Origin of the sequence: Burkholderia sp. BCC1985, from assembly GCF_905339915.1 — a bacterium.
In the GTDB taxonomy this organism is placed as follows: Bacteria; Pseudomonadota; Gammaproteobacteria; order Burkholderiales; family Burkholderiaceae; genus Burkholderia.
Map to the genome: position 1 here is coordinate 95,816 of NZ_CAJPGY010000019.1, position 16,739 is coordinate 112,554.

Here is a 16,739-nt window from a genome sequence, read left to right on the forward strand (position 1 = left end):
CACATAGGACGTGTACTAAATAATGCGTTCTGGGTGCCGGTCGCGACCGCCAAACATTACAATTGCCTTTCCAAACGAGTCGCAACGGTGTCGTTTCACGCTTAACAGCTTGATCCGAAAGCGCATTTGCCGAGCCGTTAGCGCATGGGGCCGGTGGTAGAATAACCGGCTTATTTTTCGATCTTCCCCTACGGAGAGACCAACGTGCCGTTCATTTCCAATGCCTTCGCGCAAGGCGCCGGTGGCGCCGAATCGAGCCTGATGAGCTTCCTGCCGCTCATCCTGATGTTCGCGGTGCTGTACTTCATCATGATCCGTCCGCAGATGAAGCGCCAGAAGGAACACCGCAACATGCTCGCGGCCATGGCGAAGGGCGACGAAGTCGTCACGAGCGGCGGCCTCGTCGGCAAGGTGACGAAGGTCACCGAAGGCTACATCGGCGTCGAGATCGCCGAAGGCACCGAAATCACCGTGCAGAAGGCTGCGGTCACGACCATTCTGCCGAAGGGCACGATCAAGTCGCTGTAAGGTTTTCACCGAGCGTCCGGCTCCCCGCGCCGTGCCCGCCTGACAGCGCGGGCCGCCGCGGCGCCGGACGCGACGCTTTCACGCCAACCACCCGTTCGGCCCCCTCATGAATCGTTATCCACTCTGGAAATATGTCGTGATGGTCGTGGCGCTCGCCATCGGCCTTCTGTACACATTGCCCAACTTCTTCGGCGAAGCGCCGGCGGTGCAGGTGTCGAGCGGCAAGGCCACGGTCAAGCTCGACTCGACCACGCTGACCCAGGTCGAATCCGCGCTCGCGTCCGCGCAGATCACGCCGGACGACGTCACCTTCGAGAACACGGCGTCCAACGCGAACATCCGCGTGCGCCTGAAGGACACCGATACGCAGCTGCGCGTCAAGGACCTGCTGCAGAAATCGCTGAACACCGACCCGAACCATCCGCAGTACGTCGTCGCACTGAACCTGCAGAGCGCGTCGCCGCGCTGGCTGACCGCGCTGCATGCCCTGCCGATGTATCTCGGCCTCGACCTGCGCGGCGGTGTGCATTTCCTGCTCCAGGTCGACATGACGGGCGCGCTCACCAAGAAGCTCGACTCCGACGCGTCCGACGCCCGTGCGCTGCTGCGTGACAAGAACATCCGCGACGGCGGCGTGAGCCGCGTCGACCAGTCCGTCGTCGTCAACTTCAGCGACGCGCAAACGGCCGAAGACGCCCGCAAGGTGCTGGCCGCGTCGGTCACCGAACTGCAATGGGCGACCCAGCCCGGCGGCGGCGGCACGCAAGTCGTCGGCACGTTCACGCCGGCCGTGCAGAAGGCCGTCGAGGACGCCGCGCTCAAGCAGAACCTGACCACGCTCCACAACCGCGTGAACGAACTCGGCGTGTCCGAGCCGATCCTGCAGCAGCAGGGCAGCGACCGTATCGTCGTCGAACTGCCGGGCGTGCAGGACACCGCGAAGGCGAAGGACATCATCGGCCGCACCGCGACGCTCGAGGCGCGCCTCGCCGATCCGCTCAACACGCACCCGAACCCGAACGACCCCGTGCCACCGGGCGAGGAGCTGTTCACGCAGGGCAACCAGGCGCCCGTGCTGCTGAAGAAGGACGTGATCTTCACCGGCGACCGCATCATCGACGCGTCGGCCGGCTTCGACGAACACCAGCGTCCGTCGGTCAACATCCGCCTCGACTCGGCGGGCGGCCGCTCGGTGCGGGCGGTGTCGCGCGAGAACATCGGCAAGCCGATGGCGATGGTGCTGTTCGAGAAGGGCAAGGGCGAGGTGCTGACGGTCGCGACGATCCAGTCCGAACTCGGCGACCGCTTCCAGATCACGGGCCAGCCGACGCCGCAGGCGGCGGCCGACCTCGCGCTGCTGCTGCGCGCCGGTTCGCTCGCCGCACCGATGGACATCATCGAGGAACGCACGATCGGCCCGAGCCTCGGCGCGGACAACATCAAGATGGGCGTCCACTCGGTGATCTGGGGCTTCTGCGCGATCGCCGTGTTCATGATCGCGTACTACATGCTGTTCGGCGTGATCTCGGTGATCGGCCTGTCGGTGAACCTGCTGCTGCTCGTCGCGGTGCTGTCGCTGATGCAGGCGACGCTGACACTGCCCGGTATCGCCGCTATCGCACTCGCGCTCGGCATGGCGATCGACTCGAACGTGCTGATCAACGAGCGCGTGCGTGAAGAACTGCGCGCCGGCCAGCCGCCGCAGCTCGCGATCCAGGCCGGTTACGCGCATGCGTGGGCGACGATTCTCGACTCGAACGTCACGACGCTGATCGCCGGCCTCGCGCTGCTCGCGTTCGGTTCGGGCCCGGTTCGCGCATTCGCGATCGTGCACTGCCTCGGCATCCTGACGTCGATGTTCTCCGCGGTGTTCTTCTCGCGCGGGATCGTCAACCTCTGGTACGGCGGCCGCAAGAAGCTGAAGTCGCTCGCGATCGGCCAGGTGTGGAAGCCGGAAGGCGCCACGGCCGGTGCCGCAGGCGCAGCGTTCGGCGCGGCCGACGAATCGACCGACACCGCGCGCGCCGCGAAGCTCGCCGCTCCCGCGAAGGGCGACGCACCGCGCGCCGGCAAGCCGCAGTTGCGCAACCGCGCGCAGCAAGGCGTGTCGCCGAAGAAACCGGGCTCGACCCAATAAGGCCCCGGAGACGAAGCCATGGAATTTTTCCGCATCCGTAAAGACATTCCGTTCATGCGGCACGCGCTGGTGTTCAACGTGATCTCGCTGGTCACGTTCCTCGCCGCCGTGTTCTTCCTGTTCCACCGCGGGCTGCACCTGTCCGTCGAATTCACCGGCGGCACGGTGATCGAGGTCCAGTACCAGCAGGCCGCGCAGCTCGAACCCGTGCGCGACACGCTCGGCAAGCTCGGCTATGCCGATGCGCAGGTGCAGAACTTCGGCACGTCGCGCAACGTGCTGATTCGCCTGCAGCTGAAGGAAGGCCTCACGTCCGCGCAGCAGAGCGACCAGGTGATGACCGCGCTGAAGGCGCAAAGCCCCGACGTGACGCTGCAGCGCGTCGAGTTCGTCGGCCCGCAGGTCGGCCGCGAGCTTGCGACCGACGGTCTCCTCGCGCTCGCGTGCGTGGTGATCGGCATCGTGATCTACCTGTCGATCCGCTTCGAATGGAAGTACGCGGTCGCCGGTATCATCGCGAACCTGCACGACGTCGTGATCATTCTCGGCTTCTTCGCGTTCTTCCAGTGGGAGTTCTCGCTGGCGGTACTCGCGGCCATCCTCGCGGTGCTCGGCTACTCGGTCAACGAGTCGGTCGTCATCTTCGACCGGATCCGCGAAACGTTCCGCCGCGAACGCAAGATGAGCGTGCAGGAAGTGATCAACCACGCGATCACGACCACGATGTCGCGGACGATCATCACGCACACGTCGACGGAAATGATGGTGCTGTCGATGTTCTTCTTCGGCGGCCCGACGCTGCACTACTTCGCGCTCGCGCTGACGGTCGGCATCATGTTCGGCATCTACTCGTCGGTGTTCGTCGCGGGCTCGCTCGCGATGTGGCTCGGCATCAAGCGCGAAGACCTGATCAAGGAAAAGAAGACCGCGCACGATCCGGACGATCCGAACGCGGGCGCGCAGGTTTAAGCGCCGTATCGCTTCGGCTGATACCGGAAGGCCGGTCCCTCGTGGACCGGCCTTTTTTCATGGGCGAGCCGCCGCCCTCCTCGTCCGTCGCGACTGCACGGACCGTCGGCTACAATCGCGTCACCGTCCCGCCCCGCCACCCGCCGAAGCCGCGGTCCTCATGATGCCAGCCACGCGTGTCGTTCATCGCATCGTCGCCTGGAGTACCGGTGCAGCCGCCGCGGCTGCGTTCGTTGCATGCGCATCGGCCGCGCGCGCGCAATCCGCGTCCGCGTCGCCTGCCGTCCCGCCTGCGGCCCCGTCCGCGGCCGCGGCGGCCGCTGCTGCCGCCGCGTCGCAACCGTCACCCTGCCCGCCCGACTGGGAACCGCAGCTCTGCGAACTGAAGGCCGCGGTCGACGTGCTGAAGAAGCAGCACCTGACCGACGTCGACATCGGCGCGCTGCTCGACGCCACCGTGCACGAGGGGATCAAGACGCTGCCGCACGCGCGCTTCTTCAACGCGAAGGAGGAGCAGGAACGGCGCGACGACGAGCGCCGCGCGCGCGACGGCACGCCGGGCATCGGCATCGTGTTCGAGACACGGCCCGACGGGCTGCACATCCTCGACGTCATCCCCGACGCGCCCGCCGAACAGGCCGGCGTGCGGCCCGACGATCTCGTCGTCGCGATGAACGACCGGAGCGTCGTCGGCATCGACAGCAGCGAGGTCGTGAAATTCGCGAAGGGCGACGCGGGCGTGCCGCTGAAGCTCACGGTCCGGCGCGGTCCGAACCACACGACGCTGACCTTCGCGCCGGTCCGCGCGATCGTCCGGCCACACCCGGCGACGACGAAGCGGCTCGCCGGCGACATCCTGTACACGCGGCTGTCGAGCTTTCCGGAGCCCGCGGTCGGCAGCTATATCGACGCGGTGCAGGCCGCGCGCCGCGCGGGGCCGCCGGTGAAAGGCGTGATCCTCGACCTGCGCATCAACGGCGGCGGCGCGCTGAATGCGGCGATCGGCATCACCGCGCTGTTCGCCGGGCGCGACCGTACCGCGATGATCACGCTCGAGCGCGACGGCACGAAGCGCCGCCGCTTCACGACCAACTGGCCCGACTACGAACTGCCGGTCATGCGCGGCCAGGATCCGCTCGCGCCGCTGCAGGCCGACGACTGGTGGCGCACCGTGCCGCTCGTGGTGCTCGTCGACGGACAGAGCGCGTCGGCCGCCGAAGCGACGGCGGCGGCACTGAAGGATCTCGGCCGCGCGCGGCTGCTCGGGATGCCGACCTACGGAAAGGGACTCGCGCAGACCGGCGTCGACCTGATCGACGGCACGCGCCTCGCTTTCACGTTCGCGCGCAACCTGCGGCCGAACGGCTGCCCGATGGACGGCTACGGCGTCGTGCCGGACTGGCTCGTGCCGCCGCGCCGCGACTCGGACGTCGACGGCGTGCTGCTGTGGTACCGCGAAGTCGATCTCGCCCGCGCGCCGTATGCGGACCGGGTCGCGCCCGACCCGTTCGCGCAGGTCCGCAAGGCACGGCAGGCACTGCGCGAAGCCCGCGTGCGCGCGAAGATCGATACGGCGAAGAGCGCGGCGCTTCCGCAGCGCGAATTCGGCACGGCAAGTGACTGGCAGCTCCGGCAAGCGCTGAATGCGCTCGCGCAGCGCGCGGTCGCGACGATCGAGGCGAAACCATCGTTGATGCCGGCGAAGCCGACGTGCGAGCCGGAAGGCTGACCTGCCAATACGATTGCAGGCCCCGGCTCAATCCGGCCCGGTCATCAGGCACGACAAAACCACCGCGCCCTCGGAAAGCGGCTGACGCACCGCCAGCGTCGCCGCGACCTCACCGGAACCCGAACCGCCGCCGCAACACCACCAGCGCCGCGAGGCTCAGCACGGCCGCGAACATCAGGTAGAAGCTCGGCGCGGTCTTCATCTCGGTCGCGCGGATCAGCCATGCGATGATGAACGGCCCGAAGCCGCCGAAGATCGTCACCGCGACGTTATACGCGAGCGACATCCCGGTCGTGCGCGTCTGCACCGGAAACACTTCGGACAGCAGCCCCGGCAGCGCCGCGAAATAGCCGGTCATCAAAAACGCAAGCAGCACCTGCAGCGCGATCAGCGTGCCGAAGCCCGGATGCGCGACGAGATACGCGAACGCCGGATAGATCAGCACGAGAATGCCGACGGCCGGCGCGAGCATCACGCGTACGCGGCCGTAACGATCCGACCAGTGGCCGACGAGCGGCGCGAACGCCATCTGGATCACGCCGACGACGAGGATCGCCGCGAACGCGGCCGACGGCGCGAGGCCGAGCTGCTTCACGCCGTAGGTCGGCATGAACAGCACGAGATAGGTCGCGACGGTGCCGAGCACCACCACGCCCATCGCGGCGACGAGCCGCGCCTTGTGCGACGCGAACGTGTCGCGCAGCGGGTTCGCGGTGCTTTCCGCCGCGAGGAATTCGGGCGTCTCGTCGACCTTCGAGCGGATGTAGTACGCGACGGGCCCGAGCAGCAGTCCGAAGAAGAACGGGATGCGCCAGCCCCACGCGGCCATCTGCTCGGCCGTGAGCTGCGCGTTCAGCACGGTGCCGAAACCCGCCGCGAGCAGCGTCGTGAGCCCCTGGCTCGCGACCTGCCAGCTCGCGAAGAAACCGCGCCGCCCGGGCACATGCTCGGCCAGGAACGCGGTCGCGCTGCCGAATTCGCCGCCGGCCGAAAAGCCCTGCATCAATCGCGCGGCGACGAGGATCAGCGGCGCCGCGACGCCGATCGTCTGGTAGGTCGGCAGTACCGCGATGACCAGCGTGCCGGCCATCATCAGCAGGATCGACAGCGTGAGCGCGGCCTTGCGGCCCGCGCGGTCGGCGTACGCGCCGAGCACGATCGCGCCGAGCGGGCGCATGAAGAACGACACACCGAACGTGCCGAGCGTGAGCAGCAGCGACACGGTGTCGTTGCCGGCCGGAAAGAACAGCTTCGAGATCGTCACCGCGAAGAAGCCGTAGACGACGAGGTCGAACCATTCGAGCGCGTTGCCGATCGACGCGGCGACCACCGCGCGCCATACGCGCGACGACGAAGCAATGGAGCTGGACTGCGTGACGGCGTGCATCGGCGATCTCCTTGTCGTTGTACGTTCTGTCCGACGCGTCCGTTCTCGCGCCGCGAGCTGTGCGCACGATTATAGGCGCGCAAAAAAAACCGCCGCGCCCCCGAACAACGGGAGCGCGGCGGCTGGCACGCGACGGGCCGGCGAGCGTGACGCGGCGGCCGGCCCGGCCGGGCGCGTTACTGCTGCTTGACGGCTTCGGCCGTGATCAGCAGCTTCGTCTTCATCTTGAAGCCGTACTGCTTGCCGTAGTCGAGGCCGAAATCGTCGCGGCTGAATTCGCCGACCGCGTCGACACCGCACACTTCACGCTTGAGCATCGGATGCGGCATGCACTTGAACGAATCGATCTTCAGCGTGAGCGGCTTCGTGACGCCGTGCAGCGTCAGGTTGCCGACCACCGACACCGGCTTGTCGCCGTCGAACTTGATGGTGCCCTTGTAGTTCGCCTGCGGGAACTTGGAGACGTCGAAGAACTCGGCCGTCTGCAGGTGCTCGTCGAGCTTCGCGCTGCCCGTCTGGATCGACGCGACGTCGGTCGTCACGTCGACCGTGCCGGTCTTCGCCGCGCGGTCGAGCGTCACGCTGCCGCTCGACTTGTCGAACTTGCCGCGCCAGACCGACAGGCCGCCGAAGTGGTCGGCCTCGAAGCTCGGGTACGTGTGGCTCGGGTCGAACTGGTACGTCGCGCTGTCGGCGAATGCCGAGAACGACAGCGAGGCGGCCAGCGCGCCCGCGGCGATGATCAGATGCTTTTTCAAATGCTTTCTCCTTGGAACAGCGCCGCGCCCTCGCGCGGCATTCGGGGTGATGCGACAGCCCGCCGCTTACTTCGTGGCGACGAGATGGAACTTGATCTGCACTTCGTCGGCGACGATCGACGTGTCCTTCCACTCGCCGGTGCCGACGTTGAACGCCGAACGCTTGATCGGCAGCACGCCGTCGAAGGTCTGCGTCGCGCCGCTCTGCGTGACCGTGACGGGCACGGTGACGGTCTCGGACTTGCCCTTGATCGTCAGCTTGCCGGTCACGTTGTACTTGTTGCCGCCGGCCGGCGCGATCGCCGACGACGCGAAGGTCGCCTGCGGATACGCCTTCGCGTCGAACCAGTCCTTGCCCGTGACCTGCTCGTTGTACATCTTGTCGCCGAGGTCGAAGCTCGCGATGTCGATCGACATTTGCGCGCTGCCCTGCGCCGCCTTCGCGGGGTCGAACTTCACCTGCGCGGAGAACTTCTTGAACGCGCCTTCGGTCGGCACGTTCATCTGCTTCGACACGGCGGACACCTTGCTCTTCGAGAGATCGACGTCGGCATGCGCCGCGGCCGACGCGACAAGTGACACCGCGGCGAACGCGGTCAGCATGGAGCGGGAGAAAGACACTTTCATGGGATCCTTCATTTGGCAGAGGGAAGCATCCGCGACAGCAGGCCGTCGCGGTCCAACAACTGGTGCTTGAGCGCCGCGAGCACGTGCATGGCGACGAGCGCAAGCAGAATGTAATTCAAGGACACGTGCAGCGTCTTGAAGGTTTCCTTCAGCACCGGATCGGGATCGATCAGGCGCGGCAGCGGCACGATGCCGAGGTAGACGACCGGGATGTTCGACGCCGAGCTGTACAGGTAGCCCGTGACCGGAATCACGATCATCAGCACGTACAGCAGCATGTGCACGCCGTGCGACACCGCGCGCTGCCACGCCGGCGTGTCGCCCGGCAGCGGCGGCGGCACATGGGTCGCGCGCCACAGCACGCGCACGACGGCCAGTGCGAACACCGTCACGCCGATCCACTTGTGCCACGAGAAGTACTTCAGCTTCGTCGGCGTGAAGCCGGGGATGTCGGTCATGACCCAGCCGAGTGCGAAGCCGCAGACGATCAGCAGCGCGATCAGCCAGTGCAGCGCGATCGCGGTGTGCGCGTAGCGTGCCGGCCCGGCCGGCGGCGATTTCGATGCCATCTTGGATTCCTCAGTTGAGCGAACGGCTGCGCCGGCCCATTCGTCCGACGCTTGTCAAGGCCGCCATGCTACCGCAACCTTTTGCCACGCGCGGACTCTGAGGACACGCGCGCCAGCCGGCTGACATGTTTACGCCATGTTACCGACCGGTCACGCGGCAACCGGGCGTTGACACGTCGAAAAAGCCGTTTTGGTAAGATTGGCGCGGGTTCCGGCCCCGTCGACGCGTCTCCCGCCCGTCGCACAACCGCTTTTCCCATGCAACGACACGACCTGATTGCCTGCCACGAATGCGACGCACTGTTGCATAAACCGCACCTCGCGCGCCGCGAAATCGCACGCTGCCCGCGGTGCGACGCGCTGCTCTATCGCGACAGCACCACGCAGATCGAGCGAATCAGCGCGCTGGCGGTCGCGGCGCTCGTCACGTTCATCATCGCGCAGGGGTTCCCGATCCTCGAAATGGACCTGAACGGCACCCGCGTTCAGACGACGCTGATCGGCGCGATCGACGCGCTGTGGCATCAGGACATGGAGATCGTCGGCGTGATGGTGTTCTGTTCGACCGTGCTGTTCCCGCTCGTCGAGATGGCCGCGCTGCTTTACGTACTGCTGCCGATCCGGCGTGGCGTCGTGCCGCCGGGCCTGAACTTCGTGCTGCGCATGATCCAGTTCGTGCGGCCGTGGGGGATGATCGAGGTGTTCATGCTCGGGATCCTCGTGACGATCGTGAAGATGGTGAGCCTCGCGCGCGTCGTGCCCGACGCGGCACTGTTCGCGTTCGCCGCACTCACGCTGATGACCGCCGTCGTGCTGATGTTCGATCCGCGCACGCTGTGGGACATGGCCGACGACCTGCGCGCCGGGCGCTCGCCCGTGCGGCCCGACAACACCCCGCCGCGACCGGAAGCCCCCCGCCGATGACGACGCCGACCGCCGCCCGCGAGGGCTACGCCAGCTGCCACGCATGCGGGCTCGTGCAGACGATCGACCAGCCGCACGCGCATTGCGCGCGCTGCGGCAGCGCGCTGCACATCCGCAAGCCGAACAGCATCATGCGTACGTGGGCGCTGCTGATCGCGGCCGCGATCCTCTATATTCCGGCGAACCTGCTGCCGATCCTGCACACGTCGTCGATCGTCGGCTCGCAGGAAGACACGATCATGAGCGGCGTCATCTATTTCTGGACGTCCGGCGACTGGCCGCTCGCGGTCGTCGTGTTCGTCGCGAGCATCCTCGTGCCGATGCTCAAGCTCGGCGTGCTGACGATCCTCGTCACCAGCGCGCAGCGGCGCGCCACGTGGCGGCCGCTGCAGCGCACGCGCCTGTTCCGGATCGTCGAGCGGATCGGCCGCTGGTCGATGCTCGACATCTTCGTCGTGACGCTCACCGTCGCGCTCGTCCATTTCCGTTCGCTCGCCGTCATCACGGCCGGCCCCGGCGCGCTCGCGTTCGGCTCGGTCGTGATCCTGACGATGCTCGCGTCGATGCAGTTCGATCCCCGCCTGATCTGGGATCCAGTCGAAACCTCAGGGAAACACCATGAATAGTCCGCAAGGCCCGCAGCACGATGCGTCCCGGCCGCCCGATCCCGCGATCTCGACGAAAAGCGGCTGGCTGCCGTCGCTCGTCTGGCTCGTGCCGCTGATCGCCGCGCTGATCGGCATCGGCCTCGTGATCAAGTCCGTGCGCGAGCGCGGCCCGGAAATCTCGATCAGCTTCCACAGCGCGGAAGGGCTCGAGCCGGGCAAGACGCAGGTCAGGTACAAGGACGTCGAGATCGGCACGGTCAAGACGATCAAGCTGTCGAAAGACCTGTCGCGCGTGCTGGTGCAGGTGCAGCTGAAGAAGGAAGCCGAGGACTTCGCGATCAAGGGCTCGCGCTTCTGGATCGTGCGTCCGCGCATCGGCGCGACCGGCGTGTCGGGGCTCGGCACGCTGCTGTCGGGCGCGTACATCGGCGTCGATGCCGGCCACGGGCAGGACACGCAGACCGACTTCACCGGCCTCGAGACGCCGCCGCCCGTGACCGGCGACCAGAAGGGCACGCAGTACGTGCTGCGCGGCGATTCGCTCGGCTCGGTCGACATCGGCTCGCCCGTCTACTACCGCCGCGTGCAGGTCGGCCAGGTGGTCGGCTTCTCGCTCGACAAGGACGGCACCGGCGTCACGTTCAACGTGTTCGTCAATGCGCCGTACAACCAGTACGTCGGCGTGAACTCGCGCTGGTGGCAGGCGAGCGGCGTCGACCTGCGGCTCGATTCGAGCGGCCTGAAGCTGAACACGCAGTCGCTCGCGACGGTGATCCTCGGCGGCATCGCGTTCCAGACGCCGCCGAACCAGGACAGCGGCGCGACGGCGCCGAACAACACGACCTTCCGCCTCGGCTCCGACGAGGCCGACGCGATGCGCGATCCGGACGGCCAGCCGCTGCAGGTCGTGATGAACTTCAACCAGTCGCTGCGCGGGCTCGCGGTCGGCGCGCCGGTCGACTTCCGCGGCATCGTGCTCGGCGAAGTCACGAACATCGGCATCGACTTCGATCCGAAGACCAAGAACTTCCTGATGCCGGTGACGATGAACGTGTATCCGGAGCGGCTCGGACCGCGCTTCCGCGAAACGATCGAAAGCAAGGGCGAACCGGCCCGCCGCGAGATCGTCGAGCGCCTGGTCCAGCACGGGCTGCGCGGCCAGCTGCGCACGGGCAACCTGCTGACGAGCCAGCTGTACGTCGCGCTCGACTTCTTCCCGAAAGCGCCGGCCGTGAAGATCGACACAGCGCGCCAGCCGCTCGAGCTGCCGACCGTGCCGAACACGCTCGACGAACTGCAGCTGCAGGTCGCCGACATCGCGAAGAAGCTCGACAAGGTGCCGTTCGACCAGATCGGCGCGAACCTGAACAGCGCGCTGTCGAATGCCGACAAGCTGTTCAAGCAGCTCGACACGCAGGTCGCGCCGGAAGCGCGCGACACGCTGTCGGCCGCGCGGCAGACCTTCTCGACCGCCGAGGTGACGCTGCAGCAGGATTCGCCGCTGCAGTCCGACGTGCGCGGCGCGCTGAAGGAACTCACGCGCACGCTGCAATCGCTGAACGCGCTCGCCGACTATCTGGAGCGCCATCCCGAATCGCTGCTCAAGGGCAAATCAGGAGATCGATAATGACGACGACACGCGTGAACGTCCTCGCGAGCGGCGCGGCGGCAGTGTTCGCCGCACTCGCGCTCGCCGCGTGCAGCTCGCCGCCCGCGCGGTTCTATACGCTGAGCCCGGCCGACGCCGCGGCGCCCGTGCGCACCGCACCCGCCAACCCGCCGTTCCTGATCGAGGTGCCGTCCGTCGGCGTGCCCGAACAGGTCGCGAAGAACCAGCTCGTCGTGCAGAAGAACGCCGCGCAGGTCGACGTGCTCGAGCAGGAACGCTGGGCCGCGCCGCCCGCCGACGAGATTCGCCGCGCGCTGTCCGACGACCTCGCCGCGCAACTCGGCACGATCGACGTCGCGAATTCCGCGTATCCGGCCGGCGTGCCCGTCTATCGGATCAGCGTGAACGTGCAGCGCTTCGAGTCGTGGCCCGGCAAGCGTGCGGCGATCGATGCGGTGTGGAGCGTGCGCGCGCTCGGCACGCAGGCGCTGATGACCTGCCGCACGAGCGTCGCGGAACCGGTCGCCGACGGCTACGACGCGCTCGTCGCCGGTCACCGGCGCGCGCTCGACGTGATTGCATCGCAGGCCGCGTCCGGCGTGCGCGCGCTCGCCGCGCGGCGCGGCTCGACGGCTGCCTCGGCCCCGTCGACGACCGCGCCCGGCAAGGCAGCGGCCGCCGCGCCCGTCATACCCTGCCCGGCCAATCCGACGCCCGGCGGCGACGCGAGCGCGAGCGGCAAGTCCGGCGCGTAAGCGCGGCGCGCGGCTGGCGTCCGGTGCCTGCGCGCCTGCGACCGGATTCGGCACGCGCCGCCCGATAGTCCTCGTCGGCATCGATCCGCGTGCGCGCGCCGCCGCGCACGCGAACCCGCCGCCCTCGTCGCCACGGCCGACGCAGCACGGCATCCATCGGCCGGACGGCCGCTTTGCAGTGTTTGTCAAAATCCGCCGGAACCGGCGCCATGCAATGCGGTCGGCTTGCGTTTTCGCGCCCGATTGACGATCCTACGCACTTTCCGGCGCGTGCCGCGTGCCACCTGTCGCGCGCGCCAGCCGGCGGCGATCCGCCCGTTGCGGCCGGTCCGGCCGCCGCGTCTCCCGGAGCTCGCACGCGTGTCCGCGTGCACCGCATCGGGGCAGCCGCATCGCGGGTCGCCGCGCATCGTCCGGCATCCCGACCAGCTTCACCGTTCTCGCCGGCGCCGCGCCGTGTGTTCCCGCCGGCATCCCGAACCCGCCCGTCCAGGGCTATCGCTATTCCGTTTATGTTTCGTTCCCTGACGACCCTGATCAAGAAGTGGCGCGCGTCGCGCAATGCGGGCCACCAGCTCGATGCGCTGCTCGCGCATGCCGACGCGGACGCGCCGTACGCCGAGCGCAGCGAATGGCTGATCGAGCTCGCGCACTGGCTGCGCCGCAACGGCGCGATGCAGGCCGCGCACGACACGCCGGCCGCACGCGATGCCGACGCACGCGCGTATCCGGCGCACGCGCGGCTGCGCTACCTGTTCCACGTGCTCGACCGCAACCCGGCATGGAAATCGCACGCGGCGCGCATCCTGCGCGGGATCCTGCGCGAATGCGACGGCATCTCGCTGCTGTGCGACGCCGGGATGCCCGTGCATTCCGGTTTCTTCGGCGCGCTGTTCGAGCGCATCGACTCGTCGCTGATCCCGCCGGCGCCGAACCGCCGCGAGCTGACGGCGCTGTTCACGCTGATGTTCCCGACGCCGGAAGACGCGCAATGGATCGACGCGCTGCCCGACGACCTGCTCGCCCGCCTCGCCGAGCTGATCTCGTTCGACGTCACCGACGAAGAACGCCACGAGCCCGGCTCGTTCTCGCGCGACCTGCTGGCCGCGCTGCACAACCTGACCTGCCAGATCAGCTCGACCGGCCTGTCGCAGACGGTGCGCAGCCGCCTGTCCGACGACGACGCGCGCAAGCCGCTCGAAACGCAGCCGTTCTACCGCCTCACGCGTGCGATGCTCGCGGTCGAGACCGCGCACGCGGCCGTCGAGGACGGCGGCGACCCGAGCAAGCTGCTGCACGAGGTGAATTACCTGCGCGTGCTGCTCGACGAATGCCGGATCGCGGTCGACGACGTGTTCGCGCACCTGTACCGCAACGGCGTGTCGGTCGACATCGTGTTCCAGGTCGAACGGATGCGCATGCGCATCCTGCGCGCGGAACTGCTGCTCAACGCGTGGATGGCACGCGACGACCTGCGCGGGATGGCGCGCCTGACGGCCGAGCTCGTCGACGCGAACCAGAACAGCCAGAGCGTGTCGCACCTCGTGCGCAGCAACTTCTCGCTGTTCGCGCGCAAGCTCGTCGAGACCAACGCGGACACCGGCGAGCACTACATCTCGCGCGGCCGCGCCGAGTATCTGAAGATGCTGCGGATGGCCGCGGGCGGCGGCCTCGTCACCGTCGCGACCGTGTGCGTGAAGTTCGCGATCACCGGCGCGCACCTGCAGTCGATGCTCGAAGGGCTGCTCGCGGGCGTCAACTACGCGGCGAGCTTCATGCTGATGCACTTCCTGCACTTCACGCTCGCGACCAAGCAGCCCGCGATGACCGCGCCGACGCTCGCGCGCGAGCTCGACGACACCGGTCACGAGGAAGGCGTGAAGGCGTTCGTCGCGTCGGTGATCGCGCTGATCCGCACGCAGGCCGCGGCGATCTCCGGCAACGTGCTCGTCGTGCTGCCCGTCTGTCTGCTCGTGCAGCTGTTCGCGGGCAACCTGCTGCACGCGAACCTGATCTCGCCGGAGAAGGCGCATGCGACGCTGCATTCGTTCTCGCTGCTGGGCCCGACCCCGTTCTATGCGGCGCTCACGGGCGTGCTGCTGTGGGCGTCGAGCCTGCTCGCGGGCTGGGCCGACAACTGGTTCGTGCTGCACCGGGTCGGCGACGCGCTCACGTACAACCGCCGGCTGCGGCTCACGCTCGGCGCGTCGGGCGCCGCGAAACTCGCGCACTTCTGCCGCTCGAACGTCGCTGGCGTGGTCGCCAACGTCGGCCTCGGCCTGATGCTCGGCCTGATCCCCGCGATCGTCACCGTGTTCCTGTTCCCGTTCGAGGTGCGGCACGTGACGCTGTCGGCCGGCTCGATCGGAATCGCGCTCGGCGTGCTCGGCAAGGGCGCGCTGAGTACGCCCGAACTCTGGTGGGCCGGCGCCGGCGTGCTGAGCATGGCGATCCTCAACGTGCTCGTGAGCTTCGCGCTCGCGTTCACGATGGCCGTGCGCTCGCGCAGCCTGCGCCGCACCAAGGTGCGCGCGCTGGTCGGCGCGATCGTCCGCACGGTGCTCGCGAAGCCGTCCGCGCTGTTCTGGCCGGCCGGCGGCACGGCCGCGCGCGCCGGCCAGACGGGCTCGCACTGAGCGTTCGACGGCGGTGCGCCTGCCCGGGCGGGCGCCGCCGCGCGGCCCGGCGGGCCGCCGTCACGGCCGGCCGACCCGCGCCGGCGTCCCGAATCCGACGCAACGCCGGCCCCGGGCGCCTGCGCCGCGTACAATAGTGGACTTTTGCACGTCCTCACCCGCCTTATGTCCTCGCCCACCCTGTACGAATTCTTCGCTCCCTGCCCGCGCGGCCTCGAAGCGGCGCTTGCCGCCGAGCTGGCCGAAATCGCCGGCCGCCATCTGGACGGCGCGCCGTTCACCGCGGGCGCGCAGGTGCCGGGCGGCGTCCATTTCCGCGGCGGCTGGGCCGCCGGCATGGCCGCGAACCTCCATTCGCGAATCGCGAGCCGGATCCTGCTGAAGATCGCGCACCGCCCGTACCGCAACGAACAGGACGTCTACGCGCTCGCGCTCGAGCAGCCGTGGGAACGCTGGTTCGCGTCGACGCAGACGCTGCGCGTCGACATCACCGCGATCAAGTCGCCGCTGAAGAGCCTCGAGTTCGCGACGCTGCGCGTGAAGGACGCGATCTGCGACCGGATGCGCGACAAGACCGGTTCGCGCCCGAGCATCGACACCGGCGCGCCGGACGTGCGCGTGTTCGCGTTCCTGACGGCCACCGAGTGCACGCTGTACCTCGATACGTCCGGCGAGCCGCTGTTCAAGCGCGGCTGGCGCCTCGACAAGGGCGCGGCGCCGCTGCGCGAGAACCTCGCGGCCGGCATCCTGCGCCTGACGGGCTGGACGCCCGGCACCGCGCTGTACGACCCGATGTGCGGCAGCGGCACGTTCCTCGCGGAAGCCGCGCAGATCGCGCTCGGCGTCGCGCCGGGCGTCGAGCGCCGGTTCGGCTTCGAGAAGCTCAAGCAGTACGACATCACCGCATGGCAGGGCCTGAAGGTCGCGGCGCTCGACGCGAAACGCGCGGCGCGCGGCAAGCGCGATTCGCTCGGCGTGTACGGCAGCGACATCTCGGGCGACATGCTCGAGAAGGCGCGCGCGAACCTCGAGCGCGCGGGCGTGCCGTCGGTGTGGCTCAAGCAGGTCGACGCGCGCGGCATGACGCCGCCGTGCGACGGCCCGGGCATCATCCTCGCGAACCCGCCGTACGGCGAGCGGATCGAGGTGCGCGGCCGCAGCGCGCGCGGCGAGGTGCGCGAGACGGGCCGCAACCGCGGCAACGACGACGCATTCCGCCGCACGCACACCGACGCGCCGGACAGCGAGTTCTTCAACGCGCTCGGCGATGCGCTCAAGCAGCGCTTCACCGGCTGGCAGGCGTTCCTGCTGACGTCGGACCGCTCGCTGCCGGGCCAGCTGCGCCTGCGCGAATCGGCGAAGACGCCGCTGTTCAACGGCGCGCTCGAATGCCGGCTGTTCCGCTTCGACCTGATCGCCGGCAGCGTGAAGGCACGCCCGGCCACGCCGGAAGGCGACGCCTGATACGCGAGGCGGCGGCTGCGGCCGCCTGCTGACACCCTG

Annotated in this window: 14 protein-coding genes; 10 read left to right on the forward strand and 4 right to left on the reverse strand. The window is 68.4% G+C overall.

The window, feature by feature from the left end; genetic code table 11:
• Positions 1 to 204 precede the first annotated feature (204 nt).
• The 4 genes from yajC to U4Z31_RS20830 all read left to right on the forward strand — a co-directional run bounded on the left by yajC (position 205) and on the right by U4Z31_RS20830 (position 5,363).
• Positions 205 to 528, forward strand: coding sequence for a preprotein translocase subunit YajC (gene yajC / locus U4Z31_RS20815; RefSeq protein ID WP_006476868.1), 324 nt, complete (start codon positions 205 to 207; stop codon positions 526 to 528).
• A gap of 106 nt (positions 529 to 634) precedes the next feature.
• Positions 635 to 2,665 carry a protein translocase subunit SecD gene (gene secD / locus U4Z31_RS20820; RefSeq protein WP_321811282.1) on the forward strand — a complete coding sequence of 677 codons (2,031 nt, stop codon included), beginning with the start codon at positions 635 to 637 and terminating at the stop codon, positions 2,663 to 2,665.
• Positions 2,666 to 2,683: 18 nt separating this feature from the next.
• Positions 2,684 to 3,634: a protein translocase subunit SecF gene (gene secF / locus U4Z31_RS20825; protein ID WP_044844020.1), complete on the forward strand. Its 951-nt coding sequence runs from the start codon at positions 2,684 to 2,686 to the stop codon at positions 3,632 to 3,634.
• Between the two features lie 160 nt (positions 3,635 to 3,794).
• Positions 3,795 to 5,363 (forward strand): S41 family peptidase, encoded by a 1,569-nt coding sequence (locus U4Z31_RS20830; protein ID WP_321811283.1) that lies wholly within the window; start codon positions 3,795 to 3,797, stop codon positions 5,361 to 5,363.
• Positions 5,364 to 5,472: 109 nt separating this feature from the next.
• Here the strand turns inward: U4Z31_RS20830 and U4Z31_RS20835 are convergent, their stop codons facing one another.
• The 4 genes from U4Z31_RS20835 to U4Z31_RS20850 all read right to left on the reverse strand — a co-directional run bounded on the left by U4Z31_RS20835 (position 5,473) and on the right by U4Z31_RS20850 (position 8,704).
• Positions 5,473 to 6,750 carry an MFS transporter gene (locus U4Z31_RS20835; RefSeq protein WP_321811284.1) on the reverse strand — a complete coding sequence of 426 codons (1,278 nt, stop codon included), beginning with the start codon at positions 6,748 to 6,750 and terminating at the stop codon, positions 5,473 to 5,475.
• Positions 6,751 to 6,926: 176 nt separating this feature from the next.
• Positions 6,927 to 7,508 (reverse strand): YceI family protein, encoded by a 582-nt coding sequence (locus U4Z31_RS20840; protein WP_044844018.1) that lies wholly within the window; start codon positions 7,506 to 7,508, stop codon positions 6,927 to 6,929.
• Between the two features lie 66 nt (positions 7,509 to 7,574).
• On the reverse strand, positions 7,575 to 8,135 hold the full coding sequence (locus tag U4Z31_RS20845; protein ID WP_124520275.1) for a YceI family protein: 561 nt from the start codon (positions 8,133 to 8,135) through the stop codon (positions 7,575 to 7,577).
• An 8-nt stretch (positions 8,136 to 8,143) separates the two neighbouring features.
• Positions 8,144 to 8,704, reverse strand: coding sequence for a cytochrome b (locus U4Z31_RS20850; protein ID WP_044844017.1), 561 nt, complete (start codon positions 8,702 to 8,704; stop codon positions 8,144 to 8,146).
• A 258-nt stretch (positions 8,705 to 8,962) separates the two neighbouring features.
• Between U4Z31_RS20850 and U4Z31_RS20855 the strand changes: the two genes are divergently transcribed.
• The 6 genes from U4Z31_RS20855 to U4Z31_RS20880 all read left to right on the forward strand — a co-directional run bounded on the left by U4Z31_RS20855 (position 8,963) and on the right by U4Z31_RS20880 (position 16,700).
• Complete coding sequence (locus U4Z31_RS20855; protein WP_124551333.1) at positions 8,963 to 9,628, forward strand: paraquat-inducible protein A; 666 nt, start codon at positions 8,963 to 8,965, stop codon at positions 9,626 to 9,628.
• Positions 9,625 to 10,254 carry a paraquat-inducible protein A gene (locus U4Z31_RS20860; protein WP_044844015.1) on the forward strand — a complete coding sequence of 210 codons (630 nt, stop codon included), beginning with the start codon at positions 9,625 to 9,627 and terminating at the stop codon, positions 10,252 to 10,254. Before U4Z31_RS20855 ends, U4Z31_RS20860 begins: the two co-directional genes overlap by 4 nt.
• On the forward strand, positions 10,247 to 11,863 hold the full coding sequence (locus U4Z31_RS20865) for an intermembrane transport protein PqiB (RefSeq protein WP_044844014.1): 1,617 nt from the start codon (positions 10,247 to 10,249) through the stop codon (positions 11,861 to 11,863). Before U4Z31_RS20860 ends, U4Z31_RS20865 begins: the two co-directional genes overlap by 8 nt.
• Positions 11,863 to 12,600 (forward strand): PqiC family protein, encoded by a 738-nt coding sequence (locus tag U4Z31_RS20870; protein WP_321811285.1) that lies wholly within the window; start codon positions 11,863 to 11,865, stop codon positions 12,598 to 12,600. The genes U4Z31_RS20865 and U4Z31_RS20870 overlap by 1 nt, the downstream gene beginning before the upstream one ends.
• A 512-nt stretch (positions 12,601 to 13,112) precedes the next feature.
• Positions 13,113 to 15,236, forward strand: a complete 2,124-nt coding sequence (locus U4Z31_RS20875; protein ID WP_321811286.1) for a site-specific recombinase — start codon at positions 13,113 to 13,115, stop codon at positions 15,234 to 15,236.
• 165 nt (positions 15,237 to 15,401) lie between these two features.
• Positions 15,402 to 16,700 (forward strand): THUMP domain-containing class I SAM-dependent RNA methyltransferase, encoded by a 1,299-nt coding sequence (locus tag U4Z31_RS20880; RefSeq protein ID WP_044848269.1) that lies wholly within the window; start codon positions 15,402 to 15,404, stop codon positions 16,698 to 16,700.
• Positions 16,701 to 16,739 lie beyond the last annotated feature (39 nt).

What these genes read in the sequence shown, in the direction of transcription:
- secF (WP_044844020.1), top strand. Translation starts at nt 2,684, where the DNA reads ATGGAATTTTTCCGCATCCGTAAAGACATTCCGTTCATGCGGCACGCG.
- U4Z31_RS20850 (WP_044844017.1), bottom strand. Translation starts at nt 8,704, where the DNA reads ATGGCATCGAAATCGCCGCCGGCCGGGCCGGCACGCTACGCGCACACC.
- U4Z31_RS20880 (WP_044848269.1), top strand. Translation starts at nt 15,402, where the DNA reads ATGTCCTCGCCCACCCTGTACGAATTCTTCGCTCCCTGCCCGCGCGGC.
- U4Z31_RS20830 (WP_321811283.1), top strand. Translation starts at nt 3,795, where the DNA reads ATGATGCCAGCCACGCGTGTCGTTCATCGCATCGTCGCCTGGAGTACC.
- U4Z31_RS20845 (WP_124520275.1), bottom strand. Translation starts at nt 8,135, where the DNA reads ATGAAAGTGTCTTTCTCCCGCTCCATGCTGACCGCGTTCGCCGCGGTG.
- U4Z31_RS20870 (WP_321811285.1), top strand. Translation starts at nt 11,863, where the DNA reads ATGACGACGACACGCGTGAACGTCCTCGCGAGCGGCGCGGCGGCAGTG.
- U4Z31_RS20855 (WP_124551333.1), top strand. Translation starts at nt 8,963, where the DNA reads ATGCAACGACACGACCTGATTGCCTGCCACGAATGCGACGCACTGTTG.
- secD (WP_321811282.1), top strand. Translation starts at nt 635, where the DNA reads ATGAATCGTTATCCACTCTGGAAATATGTCGTGATGGTCGTGGCGCTC.
- U4Z31_RS20865 (WP_044844014.1), top strand. Translation starts at nt 10,247, where the DNA reads ATGAATAGTCCGCAAGGCCCGCAGCACGATGCGTCCCGGCCGCCCGAT.
- U4Z31_RS20835 (WP_321811284.1), bottom strand. Translation starts at nt 6,750, where the DNA reads ATGCACGCCGTCACGCAGTCCAGCTCCATTGCTTCGTCGTCGCGCGTA.
- U4Z31_RS20860 (WP_044844015.1), top strand. Translation starts at nt 9,625, where the DNA reads ATGACGACGCCGACCGCCGCCCGCGAGGGCTACGCCAGCTGCCACGCA.
- U4Z31_RS20875 (WP_321811286.1), top strand. Translation starts at nt 13,113, where the DNA reads ATGTTTCGTTCCCTGACGACCCTGATCAAGAAGTGGCGCGCGTCGCGC.